Origin of the sequence: Streptomyces sp. CA-179760 (assembly GCF_050937045.1) — a bacterium.
Taxonomy (GTDB): Bacteria; Actinomycetota; Actinomycetes; order Streptomycetales; family Streptomycetaceae; genus Streptomyces.
Genome location: NZ_JBNJLZ010000001.1, coordinates 2,776,160 through 2,795,186 on the forward strand (window position 1 = coordinate 2,776,160; position 19,027 = coordinate 2,795,186).

At 71.6% G+C, this 19,027-nt stretch carries 17 protein-coding genes and 1 pseudogene; 8 read left to right on the forward strand and 10 right to left on the reverse strand.

The window, feature by feature from the left end; genetic code table 11:
• Positions 1–17: 17 nt before the first annotated feature.
• The 4 genes from ACQEV8_RS12425 to ACQEV8_RS12440 form a co-directional block, all read right to left on the reverse strand.
• Positions 18–1,238 carry an MFS transporter gene (locus ACQEV8_RS12425; protein ID WP_432959701.1) on the reverse strand — a complete coding sequence of 407 codons (1,221 nt, stop codon included), beginning with the start codon at positions 1,236–1,238 and terminating at the stop codon, positions 18–20.
• 96 nt (positions 1,239–1,334) lie between these two features.
• Positions 1,335–2,294, reverse strand: a complete 960-nt coding sequence (locus ACQEV8_RS12430) for an endonuclease/exonuclease/phosphatase family protein (RefSeq protein ID WP_432972636.1) — start codon at positions 2,292–2,294, stop codon at positions 1,335–1,337.
• 269 nt (positions 2,295–2,563) lie between these two features.
• On the reverse strand, positions 2,564–3,226 hold the full coding sequence (locus ACQEV8_RS12435; protein ID WP_432959702.1) for a TetR/AcrR family transcriptional regulator: 663 nt from the start codon (positions 3,224–3,226) through the stop codon (positions 2,564–2,566).
• A gap of 46 nt (positions 3,227–3,272) precedes the next feature.
• Entirely contained in the window at positions 3,273–4,874 is a 1,602-nt protein-coding gene (locus tag ACQEV8_RS12440; RefSeq protein WP_432959703.1) for an MFS transporter, read from the reverse strand.
• A 203-nt stretch (positions 4,875–5,077) separates the two neighbouring features.
• Here ACQEV8_RS12440 and panB point away from each other — a divergent pair, with 203 nt between their 5' ends.
• The 3 genes from panB (at position 5,078) to ACQEV8_RS12455 (ending at position 7,921) form a co-directional block, all read left to right on the forward strand.
• Entirely contained in the window at positions 5,078–5,929 is an 852-nt protein-coding gene (gene panB / locus ACQEV8_RS12445; protein WP_432959704.1) for a 3-methyl-2-oxobutanoate hydroxymethyltransferase, read from the forward strand.
• 154 nt (positions 5,930–6,083) lie between these two features.
• The gene (locus tag ACQEV8_RS12450; protein ID WP_432959705.1) at positions 6,084–7,103 is read left to right on the forward strand and encodes an ATP-binding cassette domain-containing protein; all 1,020 of its coding nucleotides are present in this window, start codon (positions 6,084–6,086) and stop codon (positions 7,101–7,103) included.
• A complete protein-coding gene (locus tag ACQEV8_RS12455; RefSeq protein ID WP_432959706.1) occupies positions 7,100–7,921 on the forward strand; it encodes an ABC transporter permease in 822 nt (273 codons plus the stop codon). Before ACQEV8_RS12450 ends, ACQEV8_RS12455 begins: the two co-directional genes overlap by 4 nt.
• A 20-nt stretch (positions 7,922–7,941) precedes the next feature.
• On the opposite strand, the gene ACQEV8_RS12460 is transcribed toward ACQEV8_RS12455, so the two are convergent.
• The gene (locus ACQEV8_RS12460) at positions 7,942–11,217 is read right to left on the reverse strand and encodes a BTAD domain-containing putative transcriptional regulator (protein ID WP_432959707.1); all 3,276 of its coding nucleotides are present in this window, start codon (positions 11,215–11,217) and stop codon (positions 7,942–7,944) included.
• Positions 11,218–11,294: 77 nt separating this feature from the next.
• Positions 11,295–11,870 (reverse strand): DUF6578 domain-containing protein, encoded by a 576-nt coding sequence (locus tag ACQEV8_RS12465; protein ID WP_432959708.1) that lies wholly within the window; start codon positions 11,868–11,870, stop codon positions 11,295–11,297.
• Between the two features lie 113 nt (positions 11,871–11,983).
• On the opposite strand from ACQEV8_RS12465, the pseudogene ACQEV8_RS12470 reads away from it, so the two are divergent.
• Positions 11,984–12,783 (forward strand): annotated as a pseudogene (locus ACQEV8_RS12470) (site-2 protease family protein).
• A gap of 4 nt (positions 12,784–12,787) precedes the next feature.
• Here the strand turns inward: ACQEV8_RS12470 and ACQEV8_RS12475 are convergent.
• Both ACQEV8_RS12475 and npdG read right to left on the reverse strand, forming a co-directional pair.
• The gene (locus ACQEV8_RS12475; RefSeq protein ID WP_432959709.1) at positions 12,788–12,967 is read right to left on the reverse strand and encodes a hypothetical protein; all 180 of its coding nucleotides are present in this window, start codon (positions 12,965–12,967) and stop codon (positions 12,788–12,790) included.
• A gap of 74 nt (positions 12,968–13,041) precedes the next feature.
• Positions 13,042–13,761, reverse strand: coding sequence for an NADPH-dependent F420 reductase (gene npdG / locus ACQEV8_RS12480; protein WP_432959710.1), 720 nt, complete (start codon positions 13,759–13,761; stop codon positions 13,042–13,044).
• Between the two features lie 148 nt (positions 13,762–13,909).
• Here npdG and ACQEV8_RS12485 point away from each other — a divergent pair, with 148 nt between their 5' ends.
• Both ACQEV8_RS12485 and ACQEV8_RS12490 read left to right on the forward strand, forming a co-directional pair.
• Positions 13,910–14,515, forward strand: coding sequence for a hypothetical protein (locus ACQEV8_RS12485; RefSeq protein ID WP_432959711.1), 606 nt, complete (start codon positions 13,910–13,912; stop codon positions 14,513–14,515).
• Between the two features lie 131 nt (positions 14,516–14,646).
• The gene (locus tag ACQEV8_RS12490; protein WP_432972639.1) at positions 14,647–15,915 is read left to right on the forward strand and encodes an MFS transporter; all 1,269 of its coding nucleotides are present in this window, start codon (positions 14,647–14,649) and stop codon (positions 15,913–15,915) included.
• Here ACQEV8_RS12490 and ACQEV8_RS12495 read toward each other — a convergent pair whose 3' ends face one another.
• The gene (locus ACQEV8_RS12495) at positions 15,916–16,146 is read right to left on the reverse strand and encodes a hypothetical protein (protein WP_432959712.1); all 231 of its coding nucleotides are present in this window, start codon (positions 16,144–16,146) and stop codon (positions 15,916–15,918) included.
• Between the two features lie 58 nt (positions 16,147–16,204).
• Between ACQEV8_RS12495 and map the strand changes: the two genes are divergently transcribed.
• Both map and ACQEV8_RS12505 read left to right on the forward strand, forming a co-directional pair.
• Positions 16,205–17,062, forward strand: a complete 858-nt coding sequence (map, locus tag ACQEV8_RS12500; RefSeq protein WP_432959713.1) for a type I methionyl aminopeptidase — start codon at positions 16,205–16,207, stop codon at positions 17,060–17,062.
• Positions 17,063–17,200: 138 nt separating this feature from the next.
• Positions 17,201–17,437, forward strand: a complete 237-nt coding sequence (locus ACQEV8_RS12505; RefSeq protein WP_432959714.1) for a hypothetical protein — start codon at positions 17,201–17,203, stop codon at positions 17,435–17,437.
• 439 nt (positions 17,438–17,876) lie between these two features.
• On the opposite strand, the gene ACQEV8_RS12510 is transcribed toward ACQEV8_RS12505, so the two are convergent.
• On the reverse strand, positions 17,877–18,710 hold the full coding sequence (locus tag ACQEV8_RS12510) for a PIG-L family deacetylase (RefSeq protein ID WP_432959715.1): 834 nt from the start codon (positions 18,708–18,710) through the stop codon (positions 17,877–17,879).
• Positions 18,711–19,027: the final 317 nt, after the last annotated feature.

Consider the following 19,027-nt stretch of genomic DNA (forward strand, 5'->3'; position numbering starts at 1 on the left):
CGGCGTACCGGCACCTGTCAGTGGTGCACCGCTTCCGTCTCCTGCGGAACATGGCTCGCCACGATCCGCTCGCGACCACCGGCGACCGGTGCCCGGCGCCGGTCCACCGTGTACGCCAGGGACGCCACCGCCAGGCCGAGGACGGCCAGGGCCGCGCCGGCCAGGGCCGGGGACGTGACGCCGAAGCCCGCGGCCAGGGCGAGGCCGCCGATCCAGGCACCGCCGGCGTTGGCCAGGTTGAAGGCGGCCTGGTTGGCGGAGGAGGCCAGGGACGGGGCCGAGGAGGCCTTCTCCATGACCATCAGCTGGAGCGGGGAGCCGGTGGCGAAGGCGGCCATGCCGAGCAGGATCACGCCGACGGCCGCGGTCAGCTCGGTGCGCATCAGCAGCGGGAAGAGCGCCAGGACGACCACGAGGGAGGTCAGGCCGCCGAAGAGCGTGCCCCGCAGGGAGTGGTCGGCCAGCCGGCCGCCCAGCAGGTTGCCCGCGGTCGCGCCGACGCCGAACAGCGCCAGCAGCAGGGTCACGCTGGCACCGGCGTAGCCGGCGGCGTCCGTGAGCATCGGCGTGATGTAGCTGTACGCCGAGAAGAGGGCGCCGAAGCCGGCGACCGTGGTGCCGAGCGACAGCCAGACCGGGAGGGAGCGCAGGGCGGCGAGTTCGCCGCGCAGGCCCTGTGCGGTGGTGTGCTCGTGGTCGTGCGGGATCAGGAAGGCGAGCGCGGCGATCGCCGCCAGGCCGATGGCGCTGACGCCGAGGAAGGTCGCCCTCCAGCCGAGGTTCTGGCCCATGAGGGTCGCCACGGGCACGCCCGCGACGTTCGCGACCGTCAGGCCGAGGAACATCAGGGAGACCGAGCGCGCCTTGCGCTCGGGGGCGACCATGTTGGTCGCAACGACGGCGCCCACGCCGAAGAAGGCGCCGTGCGGCAGGCCGCTCAGGAAGCGGGCCGCCAGCAGCCAGCCGTTGTCGGGCGCGAGGGCCGACAGGGCGTTGCCCGCGACGAACAGTCCCATCAGGCTGATGAGGACCGTGCGGCGGGACATCCGGGCCGTGACCGCGGCCAGCAGGGGAGCGCCGATGACGACGCCCAGCGCGTACGCCGACACCAGGTGGCCGGCGCTGGGTATCGAGATGTGCAGGTCGTCCGCGACATCGGGCAGCAGCCCCATCATCACGAACTCGGTGGTACCGATGCCGAAGGCGCCCACGGCGAGGGCGAGCAGGGCCAGGGGCATGAGGAAGCCTTTCGAGTCTTGCTGGGGATCCGTACTTTCGTATGTTCAAGTACGGAACAAAGTCTCTCAGGCCTGCTATTCCGCCTAATGCCGCACTCAGCCGTCTGTGGCGACCTTCACACGGGCGGCGATCGGCAGATGGTCACTGCCCGTCTCCGGGAGGGTCCAGGAGCTCTCCGGCTTCAGGCCCCTGACCATGATCTGGTCGATGCGCGCCATGGGGAACGACGCCGGCCAGCTGAACCCGAAGCCGTTGCCGGCCGCGCCCTGCGTGGAGCGCATCTGGGAGGTGACGGCGTTGAGCGCCCGGTCGTTCATGGTGCCGTTCAGGTCGCCGAGCAGCACGACGTTCTTCAGTGGCTCGTGGGCGATGGCCTCGCCCAGGAACTCCGCGCTCCGGTCACGCTGCCGGGCCGTGAAGCCGGCCTCCATCTTCACGCGTACCGACGGCAGGTGGGCGACGTAGACCGCGACCTGCCCGGACGGGGCGGTCACCGTCGCACGCATCGCCCGCGTCCAGCCCAGGTCGATGTCGACGTCCCGTACACCGGTCAGCGGGTACTTGCTCCACACCCCGACCGTGCCCTGCACCGCGTGGTAGCGGTAGGTCGACGCCAGCGCCTTCTCGTACGTCGGGACCGCGGACGCCGTGAGTTCCTCCAGGGCCAGCACGTCCGCACCGGAGGCGGCCACGTCACGGGCGGTTCCGGACGGGTCCGGGTTCTCGGCGTTGACGTTGTGCGTGGCCACGGTGAGGTCGCCGCCGGTGGCGGTCTTGTCGCTGAGCTGGCCGCCGAAGAGGTTCAGCCAGACCAGCGACGGCAGCAGGAGCGCGATCAGCGCCGTCGCCGACTTGCGGACCACGGCGAGCACGAGCAGCACCGGGACGAGGAGCCCCAGCCAGGGCAGGAACGTCTCGATGAGGCTGCCCAGGTTGCCGATGGTGTTGGGGATGTGCGAGTGCACCAGCATGACCACCGCCAGCAGCACCGCGCAGCCGGCGACGAACAGACCGCGCCGCCACATCCTCGGGTCGCCCCGTCGGCCGCCCGCCATCCGGTCGAACAGGCGCCGAAGCCGGTTCCCCCGGCGCTCGGGCCCCGAGCCGCCGTTGTCCGTCTCCGTCATGTACGCCTGCTGCGCCATACCGTCGCCTCACTGCCTGCCGTGCACACCATCGCCCCCCGTGTCCTTACGACCCTAGGGGATGATCCGTTCCGTTCCCGCCGTCCGCCGACGGCCGTACGGGGGCGAGGACGAACGAGTCCGCACGGGGAGTTCCGGTCACCGCCCGTGAAAGCGCGCTCTGTGACGAAACGCGCACACTAGGACGGTCGCGGGACCGAACTGACGGAGGGTGACCCGTCGGGACGCACGCCGGGACGCAGCCCTTCGAGCAGCGTGTCGACGACCTGTTCGGCGAGGCCCTCCGGCAGGTCGGCGTCCGGGTGCAGGACGGCGCGCAGCAGCAGGGGGCCGACGAACAGGTCGTTGAGCAGGTCGAGGTCGACATCCGCGCGCAGTTCGCCGTTCTCCTGGCCGCGGCGCATCACCTCCAGGCCGAGCCGGCGGCGGGGCTCGATGACGGTGGCGTGGTACGCCGCCCAGATCTTCGGGCTGCTCTTCATCTGGGCGTGCACGCTGTGCAGGAGCGCCGACGAGCGGTTGGCCAGGCCGCGCCGCCGCACCTGCTCCAGCAGGACCACGAGGTCGTCGCGCATGGACGTACCGGGGAGCGGCGGGTCGGGGGGTTCGGCGGCGCGCACGACGTCGACGAAGAGTTCCTCCTTGCCGCTCCAGCGGCGGTAGATGGTGGCCTTGCCGACGCCGGCGGTGCGGGCGACGCGCTCGATGGACAGCTCGGCGAGGGGCACGCCCTCCTCCAGGAGCCTCATCACGCCCTCGATGATGGCGCGTTCGACGGCCTCGCTTCTGGGGCGGCCCCTCGGGGGGCCGTCGTTCGTGGGGTGCCGTTCGGCGAGGCTCACGTCGCTCCGTCCTTTGCTGGCTGGTCAGATGCATTGTCGCGCAGGGTCACGACCGCGTGTCCGACAACTCCTTCTCCTCCTCGCCCTGCTGGGGCGCCGGGGGCTTGCCGGGCAGGAACAGCGCCACGACGACCGTGCCGATGAGGGCGACGCCCGCGCCCCACAGGGCGGTGATGTGCATCGCGTGCAGGAACGCGTCGTAGGCGGGGGTGACGAGCGCCTTGCCCTCGGGGCCGAGCTTCGCCGCGACGCCGAGCGTGGCCTCGATGGACTCGCCCGCGGTGTGGCGCAGGGCCGGAGGCAGCGCGCCGAGCTTGTCCTCGATGCCCGTGCGGTACGCCGTGGACAGCACCGAGCCGAGGACGGCGATGCCGAGGGCGCCGCCGACCTGCCGGAAGGTGTTGCTGAGCGCGGAGGCCGAGCCGGCCTTCTCGCGGGGCAGGGCCTGCATGATGACGACGCTGACCGGGGTCATGATGTGCGCCATGCCGGTGCCCATGAAGAAGAAGATGACTTCCAGGATCCAGATGGGCGTGTCGGCGTCCAGGGTGGCGAAGGCGGCCAGCATCGCGGCGATGAGCAGCATTCCGGCGGTCGTGGTGGCCTTGTTGCCGAAGCGGTCGACCAGCAGCCGGGCCCGCGGCGCGAAGATCAGCTGGGCGGCGGCCAGCGGCAGCATCAGCAGGCCGGTCTGCAGCGGCGAGTAGCCGCGCACGCTCTGCGTGTAGAAGACCGAGAAGAAGGTCACACCCATCAACGCGAAGAACACCAGCGCGATGGCGGCGATGGCGGCCGAGAAGACACTGTTCTTGAAGTACGTGACGTCGATGGACGGATGGTCGCTGCGCTTCTCGAACACCACGAAGGCGACGAGGACGGCGAGACCGGCGCCGATCGTGCACAGCACGGTGGTGTCGGTGAAGTCGGCGAGCTGGCCGCCCTTGATGATGCCGTAGACGAGCAGGACAAGGCCGACGACGGAGAGTACGACGCCGACGGGGTCGATGCGGCCCGGGCTCGGGTCGCGGGAGTCGGGCACCAGCCACAGCATCAACGCGAGGGCGAGCAGCACGATCGGCACGTTGATGAGGAAGACCGAGCCCCACCAGAAGTGGTCCAGCAGGACACCGCCGGTGATCGGGCCGATGGCGATGGCCAGGCCGACGCCGCCCGCCCAGATACCGATGGCCTTCGGCTGCTCCTCGCGCTCGAAGACATTCATGAGGACGGCGAGGGTGGCGGGCATGACGAACGCGGCACCCAGGCCCATCACGGCCCGGAAGGTGATCAGCTCCCCCGGCGAGCCGGAGAAGGCGGCGAGCGCGGAGCCGATGCCGAAGACGGCGAGGCCGCCGAGCAGCACCTTCTTGCGGCCCAGCCGGTCGCCGAGCAGCCCGGCGGTGAACAGCAGGCCCGCGAAGACGAGGGTGTAGGCGTTGATCGCCCACTCCAGCTCGCTCTGCGTGGCACCCAGGCCGGTCGGGGCCGGGGTGGAGATCGTCTTGATGGCGACGTTCAGGATCGAGTTGTCGAGGACGACGATCAGCAGGCTCAGCATCAGCGCACCGAGGATCGCCCAGCGGCGCCGGTGCACCGCTTCCGGTATCCGGGGGCCGGTGGGGGCGGCGCGGTCGGCAGGAGTAGTCATGCCGTCGAGCCTAGAACCATTTCGATACGAGACCGTCTCGTATTGGAATACCCTTACCGAGCTCTTACTCGCGGGGCCGCTTCGGGGCACCGGGGTGGAACTCACAGGGCCTCCCCTAGCCCTGCTTGGCACGAGGTGCCACCATGGACGTGGTCCGGGGACGCCGTCAGGGCGCCTCGAGATGACGTGTGAGGAGCCGTGCAATGACGCAGCTTTCGGCTGCCCAGAGCGCCAAGACGCTGTACGGGGGCAAGGGCACCCGCCGTATCACCGTGCGCGACATCGCCGCCGCCAAGGAGCGGGGCGAGAAGTGGCCCATGCTCACCGCCTACGACGCGATGACCGCGTCCGTCTTCGACGAGGCCGGCATCCCGGTCATGCTCGTCGGCGACTCGGCGGGCAACTGCCACCTGGGGTACGAATCGACCGTGCCCGTCACCCTCGACGAGATGACCATGCTGTCGGCGGCCGTCGTACGGGGCACCTCGCGCGCCCTGATCGTCGGCGACCTGCCCTTCGGCTCCTACCAGGAGGGCCCCGTGCAGGCGCTGCGCTCGGCGACCCGGCTGGTCAAGGAGGCGGGCGTGCAGGCCGTGAAGCTGGAAGGGGGCGAGCGGTCGCACGAGCAGATCCGGCTGCTCGTCGACTCCGGCATCCCCGTCATGGCGCACATCGGCCTGACCCCGCAGTCCGTCAACGCGATGGGCTACCGCGTGCAGGGGCGGGGCGAGGAGGCGGCCCAGCAGCTGCTGCGGGACGCGAAGGCCGTGCAGGACGCGGGCGCGTTCGCCGTGGTGCTGGAGCTGGTCCCGGCGGAGCTCGCGGCCGAGGTGACGCGGGTGCTGCAGATTCCGACGGTGGGCATCGGGGCGGGCCCCGAGACCGACGCGCAGGTGCTGGTGTGGACCGACATGCTGGGTCTGACCGGTGGGCGCGTCCCCAAGTTCGTGAAGCAGTACGCCGACCTGCGTGAGGTCATGAGCGGTGCGGCGAAGGCGTTCGCCGAGGACGTCGTCGGCGGAACGTTCCCGCAGGAGGAGCACTCCGTCCACTAGAGCCACAGCGGTACCACCGACGGCCCGCCGGCCCTCCCCCAGTCGGCGGGCCGTCCCCGTGCCGGGGCCCCGACACGGAGCTGCCGGTGGCTTGTCGGACGCTTGTCGGTCGCTTGTCGGTGGTTTGTCGGTGGGCCCTGAGACCGTCTGTCTCATGACGCGAATCGACACACACGCCGGCGGCGCCGCGGTCACCGTGCGGGGGCTGGTGAAGCACTACGGCGAGACCAAGGCACTGGACGGGGTCGACCTGGACGTGCGGGAGGGCACCGTCATGGGGGTGCTCGGGCCGAACGGGGCCGGGAAGACGACCCTGGTGCGCATCCTGTCCACGCTGCTCGCCCCCGACTCGGGCCGGGCGACCGTCGTGGGCTACGACGTCGTACGGCAGCCCCGGCAGCTGCGCCGGGTGATCGGGCTCACCGGGCAGTACGCCTCCGTGGACGAGAAGCTCTCGGGCTGGGAGAACCTGTACATGATCGGGCGGCTGCTCGATCTGCCCCGCAAGAGCGCCCGGGGCCGGGCCGACGAACTGCTGGAGCGTTTCTCGCTCACCGAGGCCGCCAAGCGGCCCGCGGCGACGTACTCCGGAGGCATGCGGCGGCGGCTGGACCTGGCCGCGTCGATGATCGGCCGGCCGGCCGTGCTCTTCCTGGACGAGCCGACCACCGGGCTCGACCCGCGCACCCGCAACGAGGTGTGGGACGAGGTCAAGCGCATGGTCGGCGACGGCGTCACCGTGCTGCTCACCACCCAGTACATGGAGGAGGCCGAGCAGCTCGCCACCGAGCTGACGGTCGTCGACCGCGGGCAGGTCATCGCGGGCGGTGCCATCGAGGAGCTGAAGGCCAAGGTCGGCGGCCGTGCGCTGCGGATACGCCCGGCCGACCCGGTGCGACTGCGGCCCCTCGCCGCCGCGCTGGACGAGCTGGGGATCACCGGGCTCGCCACCACGACCGTGGACGCCGACCGGGGTGACGTCCTCGTGCCGATCCTCAGCGACGAGCAGCTGACCGCCGTGGTCGGCGCGGTCACCGCGCGCGGCATCACGCTCTCCTCCATCACCACCGAACTGCCCAGCCTGGACGAGGTGTTCCTGTCCCTCACCGGACACCGCGCCAGTGCCCCGCAGGACACCGTGCCCGCCGACGACCGTCAGGAGGTCGCCGTATGAGCGCCGCCACCGCAGCCATCCACGAGGGCGAGGCGGACGCCCGTATCTCGCCGCGCGCCCATCTGCGCCACACCGGGGCGCTGATACGCCGCAATCTGCTGTGGATCCGCAAGGACCCGGAGTCGATGGCCGACGCGCTGCTGATGCCGGTCATCTTCACGCTGCTGTTCGTGTTCGTGTTCGGCGGCTCGATCGGGCAGGCGCTGGGCGGCGGGCAGGACCAGTACGTGCAGTACGTGATCCCCGGCATGATCGCGATGATGAGCATGACGCTGTCCCAGGGCGTCGGCACCGGCTTCAGCCAGGACTTCAACTCCGGTGTCATGGACCGCTTCCGGTCCCTGCCGATCGGCCGCGGCTCGGTACTCTTCGCGAAGATCTCCGTGGAGCTGCTGCGGATGCTGTTCGCGACCGCCGTGCTGATGATCGTCGCCGTCGCGGTCGGGTTCGAGATCACCAACTGGCTCGGTCTTCTCGCGACCGTGGCCCTGTCCACCGCGTTCGCCTCGTCGATCATGTGGGTGTTCCTCACCCTGGGCGTGATCCTGAAGAACGCGCAGTCCGTGCAGGCGATGGGCTTCCTGGTGCTGTTCCCGCTCCAGTTCGGCTCGTCGATCTTCGCGCCGACGACCTCGATGCCGGGCTGGCTGCAGGCCTTCACCGACTACAACCCGCTGTCCACGCTGGCGGACGCCGCGCGCGGTCTCATGGTCGGCGGGCCGGTCGCGCACGATCTGTGGGTGACGCTCGGCTGGTCGGTGGCGATCACGGCGGTGATGGCGCCCATCGCGATCCACAAGTTCCGCACCAAGAGCTGACGGGAAGGGGCGCCTTCGCCTCAGACCAGGGCGGTGGCCTCCTCGGCGGAGAGGCCGCCGCCTTCCGCGTACGCGCTCTCGTACGCCCGGTCGCCGAGCACGGCCCGGGCCCGCCGTTCCGCCCGCTCGCGGATCTCGCGCTCCTGCCGCGGGGCGACATGGCCGGGTGGCCGGAGGCCGTCGGCGGCGCCGAGGCAGCGGGCCGCGTCGCGGGCGCGGTGCCCACCGTCGCGGGCGGCCAGGGCTCCGGCCCCGATGGTCAGATACACCGCCCGCATATGGGGGGCGATGACCTGCGAGCGCGGGTCGGCGGCGCGCTCCAGCGCCTTGCGGATGAGCTCCAGGCACTCCGCGTGCCGCCCCTCCAGGGCGTCCAGCCAGGCCTCGGCGCCGAGGATGAACGCGTCGAAGACGATGAAGTGGGCGATACGGAAGTCCTGCCGCAGCCGCCGCAGTTGCTCGCGAGCCTCGGGGACACGGTTCGTCAAGCCCAGCCGGATGGCCAGGTAGAGGCGTGCGGCGGGCATGGCCTCGCTGGCCGAGTCCCCGCGCTCGGCGATCACCTCGCGCAGCAGCCGCTCGCCTCGCTCCTCCTCGCCGTCCTCGATCAGCGCGTTGCCGAGCCGGGCGGTGAGCACCGCCGTCTGTCCGTGGGCGCCGAGGTGTTCCGCGTGCGCGATGGCTGCCTCGTAGTCGGCGGCGGCCAGGGCGTAGGCGCCCCTGCGTTCGTGGGTCTCGGCGCGGGCGGAGAGGGCCTCCGCGGTGCCCCAGGCGTCGCCGAGGCGCCGGTAGATCTCCAGCGACTCGTCGGCGTCCCGGGCGGCGTCGCCCGCCCAGTCGATGTGGTTGGCGAGGAAGTTGGCCCGCATCTGGAGACCGGAGGCCAGCTCCCACTCGAAGCCGGGGGTCTCCCGGCAGGTGCGGATGGACGCTTCCATGACGACGCCCAGCCGGTCCATGTCGCCGGTCAGCATCACGGCGAAGAGCCAGAGCAGGCCGGGCAGCCGGCAGGTCTGCGGGAGGCCGGGCTCGTAGGTCTCGGCGATGATCTGCAGCTTCCGCTGGGCCCGCGGGGTCTGCCAGGCGTCCAGTTCGGTGTCCATGCAGGCGAGATGGGCCAGGTGGATCCCGCGCCGGGCCTCCTGGAGGACCTCGCCGGTCATCGGGGGCGGGGCGTCGGTGCAGCGCCGCCAGACCGGGGCGGCGCGGCGGACGGGCTCGGTGAAGGGGTCGGGGCCGAGGGCCATGACCTCGCGGCACCAGGTCCGGGCCTCGATGCGCAGGTCGCGCATCTGCCAGTACCAGACGAGGGACAGCGCCAGGCAGAGCGCCTCCTGCTCGTCGCGCAGGGCGACGGCATGGCGCAGGGCGGTGCGCAGATTCTCGTACTCCCGCTCCAGCCGGTGGATGGCGGCGAGCTGGCCGGGGCCGTGCAGCAACGGGTCGGTGGCGCGGGCGAGTTCGCGGAAGTACGTCAGATGGGCGCGCTCGGCCTGGGCGCGCTGTCCGGCCTCGTCCAGCCGCTCGGCGGCGTACTCGGCGACGGTCTCCAGCAGCCGGTAGCGCATCTCGCCGTCGGCCGACTCAGCGGGCGGGGCGGCCACGACCAGGGACCGGTCGACGAGCGAGCCGAGCGCCTCCAGGGCGGCCGGCCCGCACACCGCCTCGGCGGCGGGCAGGTCGCAGCCGCCCGCGAACACCGACAGCCGCCGCAGCACGTCCCGTTCGTCCTCGTCGAGCAGGTCCCAGGACCAGTCGACGACGGCTCTGAGGGTCTGCTGGCGGGGCAGGACGGTGCGGCTGCCGGAGGTGAGCAGACGGAAGCGGTCGTCGAGCCGGTCGGCGATCTGGCGGGGCGTGAGCATCCGGAGCCGGGCGGCGGCGAGTTCGATGGCCAGGGGCAGGCCGTCGAGGCGCCGGCAGATCTCGGCACACGCCCCGGGGTCGTCCTGGACGCGGAAGCCGGGCCGGGCCACCGCGCCCCGGTCGGCCAGCAGCCGAAGCGCGACCGGCTCGGGCAGCGGCTCCACGGTCCGCAGCAACTCCCCCGGCACGCCCAGGGGCTCACGACTGGTGGCGAGGACGGTGAGGCCCGGGCAGCGCTCCAGCAGTTCCTCGGCGAGCCGGGCGGCGGCGTCGGCGACGTGCTCGCAGTTGTCGAGGATCAGCAGCATGCCGGGGCGGGAGCAGTGCTCGGCGAGCCGCTCGACGGGGTCGTCGAGCCGCTCGGCGACGGCGGCCCGCATGCCCTCGGCGCCGGCGCCGTACAGCACGGTCTCCCGAGCTCCTACGGCGGTGAGCACGGCTTCCGGAACGGCGGCCGGGTCGTCGACCGGGGCGAGTTCGGCCAGCCAGACACCGCCGGACATGGCGGGCCGTACGGTCTCGGCGGCCTCCTGCGACAGCCGCGTCTTCCCGGCCCCGCCGGGCCCGAGCAGCGTGACCAGCCGGGCGGTGGTGAGATCGCCGCGGATGGTCTCGATGTCGCTCTCACGGCCGATGAAGGAGGTGAGGCGGGCCCGCAGATTACCGACGGGCCGTGGCTCGGCGGCGGACGCTGGGCTGTCCCCGAGGCTCAGCAACTCGGCGTGCAAGAACCGCAGTTCCGGGCCCGGGTCGGCCCCCAGCCGGTCGGCGAGCAGCCGCCGCACCTCCTCGTAGGCGTCCAGGGCCTCCGCCGCGCGACCCACGCCGCGCAGGGCGCGCAGACGCAGGGTCTGGAGGGGCTCGTCCAGGGGGTGGCTGTCGCACAGGGCGGTCAGCTCCGGCAGGGACTGCTCGGCCTGGCCGAGGGCGAGGGCGGCGGTGTGGCGGGCACGCAGGACGTCCAGGCGGCGGGTGTCCAGGCGGGCCGCCTCGGCGGTGCGGTCGGGGAGGTCGGCCAGGGCCGGACCGCGCCACAGGGCGAGGGCGTCGTCGAGGATCACGGCGGCCTTCGCGGGATCGCCGTCGGCCAGGGCCCGCGGCCCCTCGCCGGCCAGCCGCTCGAACCGGTGCAGATCGACGTCGTCGGGCGAGGCCGCGAGCCGGTACCCGCCCTCGGCGGAGGCGACCGCGTCCGCCCCGAGCGCCCGCCGCAACCGCCCGACCAGCGCCTGCAGCGCCGCCGGGCCGTCGGCGGGCGGGGCACCGTCCCACACCTCGTCGACGAGCAGCCCCACGGGCACGGTTCGGCCGGCCCGCAGAGCGAGCACGGTCAGCAGCGCACGCAACCGCGCCCCGCCCACCGAGACGACCGTGCCGTCGGTGCGGAGCGCCTGCGTGGTGCCGAGGATGCGGTAGCGCACGGGGTCCATTGTCTCCGGTGGTACGAGGTCGGGGCACGACGTTTCCACGGCGCGGCGAGCGGCCTTCGCCGCGGACTCACCCGCCCTCAGCCCCGACGCCGCCCGGCCCCCTTCGTCCTCGGTGGGGCCGCGCCCGTGCTCAGGGACTCCAGGGTCACCACCACCCCCGACTCCCTCCACCGGTGCCCCTGCTCCGCGGCACCGTCGGCGAACCACTTCGGGCACCGCTCGACCGGTCTCAGACTCCGCTCCCCCGAAACCGGCTCCCAGGAGCGCGAGCCGGGTGCGGTCTCGGCGTAACCCTGGGTGAGTACCTGCACGGCCCGTACCCGCCCGGCCACCTGGGGCCAGGACGCGCCGTGCCGCTCGACGGAGAGCAGCCCGGCCGACCGGATCCACCCCCCGCGCTCCGGCCCCTGCCGGTCCTCGGCGTCGGGGTCCCCGCCCAGTGCCACCGTGAAGCCCGCCTCTTCCCGGACCACCCGGACGCCGCCCACGTGCTCCACCGGGCCGGCGACCTCGGTGAGCTGGTCGTGCCAGTCGCCGCCGTACGCGTCGGGCGGGTCCAGGAGCAGGGGCCAGCTCACCTCGTCCCCCACCGAGAACGGCGTGCCGCAGCACTCCATCTGCCAGTCCGCGTAGAACACGTGCCAAAGCCGCATCCGCCCACCCTCTCCGGAACCGACCGCCCCGCGCGAGACGTTTTCCCGGTGCGCCCGGTACGGTCGGGCAGTCCCACCGCGTGCCCGGAGACCCGAAGAGTGCAGGGAGCCCCATGACCACCGCCACCAGCCGCCACAGCGAGCGCCGGATCAGTCCCGTGTTCGTCGGGATTCTGGCCGTGACGGCGGTCACGGGCTGGGCGACCTGGACCGGGTTCGCGGAGCAGCCCGGCGTGGCCGTGTTCCTCTTCGTGACGGCGGCCTGGATCGTCTCCCTGTGTCTGCACGAGTACGCGCACGCGCGCACCGCCCTGCACAGTGGCGACATCTCGGTCGGCGCGAAGGGCTATCTCAGCCTGAACCCCTGAAGTACACGCACGCCCTGCTCAGCATCGTGCTCCCGGTGATCTTCGTGATCATGGGCGGGATCGGCCTGCCCGGTGGCGCGGTGTTCATCGAGCGGGGGCGGATCCAGGGGCGCTGGAAGCACAGCCTGATCTCGGCCGCGGGCCCGCTGACGAACGTCCTGTTCGCCCTCGTCTGCACCGCCCCGTTCTGGCTCGACGCCCTGGACGGCGTGCCGAGCGACTTCCGGTTCGCGCTGGCGTTCCTCGCCCTGCTCCAGGTGACGGCCGCGCTGCTGAACTTCCTGCCGGTGCCGGGCCTGGACGGCTACGGCGTGATCGAGCCGTGGCTGTCGTACAAGATCCGGCGCCAGGTGGAGCCGTTCGCGCCGTTCGGCCTGCTGTTCGTGTTCGCGCTGCTGTGGCTGCCCGCGGTGAACGGCGTGTTCTTCGACGTGATCGACACGATCCTGAAGTCGCTGCGGATCAGCGACTTCGAGACGTACTGCGGTCAGGAGCTGTACCGCTTCTGGCAGGGCTCGAACGAGTTCTGCTCGGCCGCCCCCTGAGGGGTCAGCCCGTGACCGACTTCCGCGCCTTGGCGCGCTTCAGGTAGTACCAGGCCATGTTCGACGACAGTCCGGCGAGCAGCACCCAGACGATCCCCAGCCAGCTGCCCTGTACGAAGGAGACCACGGCCGCGGCCACGGAGAGGACGCAGACGATCAAGGCGTAGGTGGCGAGGCGGGGCATGGCGGTCGGCTCCTGTCGGGGGACACTGCGGGCACTGCTGGTGCCGTCCAGTGTCCCCCATCGGCCTCACCGGCTCACACGTCGGTCACGCGCAGCCCGGCGTGCGCCTTGTAGCGGCGGTTCACGGAGATCAGGTTCGCCACCAGCGACTCCACCTGGTGGGCGTTGCGCAGCCGTCCCGCGAAGATGCCGCGCATCCCGGGGATACGGCCGGCGAGCGCCTGGACGATCTCGACGTCGGCCCGGACCTCGCCGAGCACCATCACGTCGGTGTCGATCTGGTCGATCTCCGGGTCTTCGAGCAGCACGGCGGAGAGGTGGTGGAAGGCGGCGGTGACGCGGGAGTCCGGCAGCAGGGCGGCGGCCTGCTCGGCGGCGCTGCCCTCCTCGGGCTTGAGCGCGTAGGCGCCCTTCTTGTCGAAGCCGAGCGGGTTGACGCAGTCGACGACGAGCTTTCCGGACAGTTCCTCGCGCAGGGATTCGAGGGTCTTGCCGTGGCCGTCCCACGGCACGGCGACGATCACGATGTCGCTGCGACGCGCGGTCTCGGCGTTGTCGGCGCCCTCGATGCCGTGGCCGAGTTCCCCGGCCGCCGCCTGGGCGCGCTCGGCGGCCCGCGAGCCGATGATCACCTTCTGGCCGGCCCGGGCGAGGCGGTAGGCGAGGCCCTTGCCCTGGGGCCCGGTTCCGCCGAGCACACCGACGACGAGTCCGGAGACGTCGGGCAGGTCCCAGGGGTCCTTGGCGGGGGCCTTCTGGGCGTTGTCGGTGGCAGCACTGTCGGTAGAGGTCATGGCCTCGACTCTACGTCTGTGCCCGTGCCTGAGATGTCTCCCCCAGTCGTTCCCTCATGGGACGGGTGAGCGACCCGACTGCCCGGGCCGGGCGAATCCCTGGAGACTTCCTCCTCACCCGCGAGCGGCTCGGGCAGGATGCGGTCGCATGGATGCCGTACGGGTCGCGCTGCTGCGGGAAGTGCTCGCCGGGACCGAGTGGCTGGGCGCCACGCGGAGGTTCGCCGTGGCGCTGCGGGGATCGGTGGTGTCACACGGGGGCGGGCTGCTGCTCGTCGGCACGCCGGAGTACGAGCCGTGGCACCTGGCGGCGCACCTGGTGGACGAGGCCGCGTGGTCGGGCACACCGGAGCTGGCCCCGACGCTGGTACGGCACGACGCGCGCCCCTGCGACCCGGCGCATCTCGCGGTCGGCCTCGGCAGGCTGGAGGCGGCCCGGCGGGGCGAGACACTGCTGGTGGTGTCCCCCGAGGGCCCTGCCGCACCACTCCTTGAACGGGTGTACGACGCCCGGCGCGCCGGGGCGACGGTCCTCGCCCTCGGCCCCGGCGCGGGGGAACTGCCGGCGATGGCCCATGAGTCCCTGGCCGTCCCCGCCGGTTCGGAACTGGACCTGGACACGGTCCAGCACCTGGTCAGCGCGGCGGCCGGGGAGAACGCGCTGCCGGCTCCCGCGCGAGGACGCCGGCGTTTCAGGGACAGGCTGTCCCGGCTTGCGGACGACCTGACGGCGCCGCCTCCGGCCCGCTGGTGACGACTCCCCCGCGCGTCCCCCGCGCGATGAGCAGCCGAGCCCCGAAAAGCAGTTGCCCGCCCACACCCCTCCCCCGACCATGACCCTTCGTGACCGACGACATCCCCGAACGTTCCTCCGGCCTCCGCGCCATGCTCCCCGACTTGTCCCCCTGGCGTGCTTCCGCCGACTTCCGGCGGCTGTGGATCTCGGGGCTGATCTCCAACTTCGGGACGTTCCTGACGTTCGTCGCGCTGCCGGTGCAGTTGAAGGAGCTGACGGAGTCGGCCGCGGCGGTCGGGGCCATCGGGGCCGTGGAACTGGTGCCGCTGGTGGTGTTCGGGCTGTACGGCGGGGCTCTCGCCGACGCGTGGGACAAGCGGAAGCTGATCCTGTGGACGGAGGCGGGGCAGGGCCTGCTCAGTGTGGTGCTGCTGGCCAACGCGCTGCTTCCGCGGCCCGCCGTCTGGCCGCTGTACGTCGTCGCCGCCCTGTCCTCCGCCCTGGTCTCCGTGCAACGGCCCGCACTCGACTCGCTGTGGCCGCGGATCGTGGCCTACGACCACCTGCCGGCGGCGGCCTCCCTGAACTCGCTGCGCTGGACGGTCGGCGGCGTCGCGGGCCCGGCGCTGGCAGGTGTGGTGGTCGCCTACGCCGGTGTCGGCTGGGCCTACGGCGCCGACCTGGCCACGTTCGTCGTGTCCGTGGTGCTGATCGTGCGCATCGCGGCCTCTCCGGCCTCCCACGAGGCGGTGAAGCCCTCGCTGCGGGCCATCGCGGAGGGCGCCCGCTACGCGTGGAGCCGCAAGGAACTCCTCGGGACGTACGCCGTCGACCTGGCCGCGATGTTCCTGGCGATGCCGCTCGCCCTGCTGCCGTTCCTCGCGGACGAGCTGGACGCGCAGTGGTCTCTGGGGCTGATGTACGCGGCGGTCCCGGCGGGTGCCCTGCTGGTGAGCCTGACCAGCGGATGGACCTCGCGGGTGCACCGGCACGGCCGGATGGTGGTGCTGGCGGCCGCACTGTGGGGTCTGGCCATCGCGGGCGCCGGGGTCGCCGGTGACGTGTGGCTGGTGCTGCTGTTCCTGACTCTCGCCGGCGGCGCCGACATGGTCAGCGGCGTCTTCCGCGCGGCCATGTGGAACCAGACGATCCCGGACGAGCTGCGCGGTCGTCTCGCAGGGATCGAGCTGCTGTCGTACTCGGTCGGACCGACGGTCGGTCAGATGCGCAGCGGCGGTTTCGCGGCCTGGCTGGGGGTGCGGACGTCGGTCTGGTCCGGCGGACTGCTGTGCGTGGGCGCGGTGGCACTGCTGGCGGTGTGCCTGCCGAGGCTCATGACGTACGACGTGCGGAGCAACGAGCACGCGGTGCGGCTGCGCGAGAAACGCGCAGCCGCCGCTCAGGCCGCCGAGGCGTGATCAGTTCTCGTCCCGGCCGCCCGCCGGGGCGTCGTGCCACTTGGGGTCGTTCTCCCACTGGAGGTTGCGCTCGCGGGCGGTCGCCATCGCGTGTTCGGCCTCCGTGCGGGAGGCGTACGGCCCGAAGCGGTCCTTGTTGGGGCATTCCGGCCCCTCCTCGACCTTCTTGTGCTCCAGGCAGTAGTACCACTCACCCGGCTTGCCGACCGTGCGCTTCTTGAACAGGGCCATGACCAGCTCCTCTCGCCATCGACATGTTCCCCCATGGGCGCTGGTTAGACTCGCTGGCATGTCTGGCCAGTCGCTGCTCGCACCGGGGGAGCTGTCCCCCACCCGTTCCGTGCCCGGAAACATCCGTCGCCCCGAATACGTCGGCAAGCCCGCACCGACGCCGTACACCGGACCGGAGGTGCAGACCCCGGAGACGATCGAGGCGATGCGCGTCGCCGGCCGGATCGCCGCCCGGGCGATGGCGGAGGCCGCGAAGCTGATCGCGCCCGGGGTGACCACGGACGAACTGGACAAGGTGGCGCACGCGTACATGTGCGACCACGGCGCCTACCCCTCGACGCTGGGCTACCGCGGCTTCCCGAAGTCGCTGTGCAGCTCGGTCAACGAGGTCATCTGCCACGGCATCCCGGACTCCACCGTCCTGCGCGACGGCGACATCATCAACCTCGACGTGACGGCGTACATCGGCGGCGTGCACGGCGACAACAACGCGACGTATCTGGTGGGCGAGGTCGACGAGGAGTCGCGGCTGCTGGTGGAGCGGACGCGGGAGTCCCTGAACCGCGCGATCAAGGCGGTCCGGCCGGGCCGGCAGATCAACATCATCGGCCGGGTCATCGAGTCGTACGCCAAGCGCTTCGGCTACGGGGTGGTCCGGGACTTCACCGGCCACGGCATCAACAGCTCGTTCCACTCGGGCCTGATCATCCCGCACTACGACTCCCCGCACGCGACGACGGTCATCCAGCCCGGGATGACGTTCACGATCGAGCCGATGCTGACGCTCGGGACGCACGAGTACGACATGTGGGACGACGGCTGGACGGTCGTGACGAAGGACCGCAAGCGGACGGCCCAGTTCGAGCACACGCTCGTGGTGACGGACACGGGCGCGGAGATCCTCACGCTGCCGTAGCACCGTACGCACACCGTTTGACGGCCGGCTAGGCATGGCCCCCGGCCGGGGTGGACTTTGTAGGCATGCTTCAACAACCAGGGCTGGGGGTCGCTCAGTTACGGGGCCGCGGCGGGAGGATCACGGCCGGGCACAGAGATGTCGATCCCCACCGTCGACCGTGCGCCGGACGAGACCGTCACCGCCGCCACCCCCACGACCCGGCCCGGCTGGATCCTCACCCGCGGCGCGGGCCGCGACAAGCGCTGCCTCGCCCTCGCCGGCAAGGGCACGCCGCCGGGAACCAGCGGCACGCAGATCAACGTCGACGAGGCGCTGCTGCGCACCACCTTCAACCACCACATCTTCAAGGAGGGCCTGGCCTACCCGACGTAATGCACCAACCTCTTCCCCGACCTGCGCGACGAGTTGACCGCCGCGTTGCGCCGGGCGCAGGCAGGTCCGGATGACGACGTCGATTGCGTTACGTGAGCAGGCGCCGTCAGCCAGTAGACAGGCGGGTCCGTCATCAGGGGGCAGACACGCCTGTGCCCACCGTGCCCGATCCATGGTCGGCTCATTGAAGACGGGGGCTACGTGGCTCACCGCCCGTTGAGCGGTGAGCGACACGTTCTTCCTGGGGCCGCGCCCTGTCCAGCCGGCTGGGAACAAGGCAGACATCATCAGGGCCCAGCGCGGCGGCCACCATCTACCCGCTCTCCGCCGGACTGGATGGAAGGGAGGGGGGGCCGGCCTCCTGCACTGCGCGAAGTGAGGAGTGCTCGCTGAACACACGGCCGATGAGCCTTCCCGGGCTCTGCTCCGGATGGGTGGATCAGCGCAGTCCGGTGAAGAGATCGTTCTCGGGTACGGCCACGCCGGTGGGGTCCTGGACACGTACGAAGGTCTCCATGCCCATCAACTCGCCGAACCTCTCCTTGCCCATCTTGAGGAAGAAGATGTTCTCGCCCTGACTGGCGTGCGCGGCCAGCGCGTCGAACTTCTGACCGCTGAACGCGGTGGTGTCCACCCACGTGGTGATCTCATCGTCGGGGAGGCCGATCTCGGCCATCGCGGCGGCCTCGGCAGGATCCGGCTCCGGCATGTCCGGATGAAACTCGCGCATGATCTCGCCGAACCGCTGCATCCCCGAGCGGGGCATCGTGGTCCAGTACACCTTCGGCGTCAGCGCGGTCATCTCCAGCGCAGCCATCGTGATGCGGTGGGCCTGGATGTGGTCGGGGTGGCCGTAGAAGCCGTTCTCGTCGTAGGTGACGACCACATCAGGTCGGTAGTGCCGCATGAGTTCCGCGAGTCGGGCCGCGCCTTCTTCCACGGGGGTCTGCCAGAAGGATCCGGGGGCTTCGTTGCTCGGCCAGCCCATCATCCCGGAGTCGGCATAGTCCAGCATCTCCAGATCGCTGACCTTCAGGACGTCACAGCTCGCCTCGAGTTCTTGACGGCGCATCAGTGCGACCGCCGCCGGATCGTGCCCGGGATCGCCCGGCTTGGCACCCCCCGGTCCGTCACCGCAACCGCCGTCGGTACACGTCACGAGAACCGTGCGGATGCCCTCCGCCGCGTACCGCGCGAGGACCCCTCCGGTTCCGGTGGCCTCGTCGTCGGGGTGGGCGTGCACCGCCATGAGCGTCAAGGGCCGGTCAGTCATCAAGCAGTCCTCCTGCAGAAATACCTTGGTCCGAGTGCGCCGCGGGCATCCCGCGACCCCAGGGCCCGGATCCTGCCGGGGCGGACGACCTTGCGATCCCCGTGTCCCCGCCCGTGTGGCGCCGGTCCCTCGGTCGATGCAACCGTGCCGGCCGGCCCGGCTGTTCCCGGCGCGGCCGCTCGGCAGGTGACGGAGGCAGCTCCCCGCCCCCGCGGCGATCGTCTCGAGTTCCCGGCTGCACCTTCGTACAGGGTGCGTGCGAGGTTTTTACCGACACCTCGTCGGGAAGTTTACCGACAACAGGTCGGCAAGGCTAT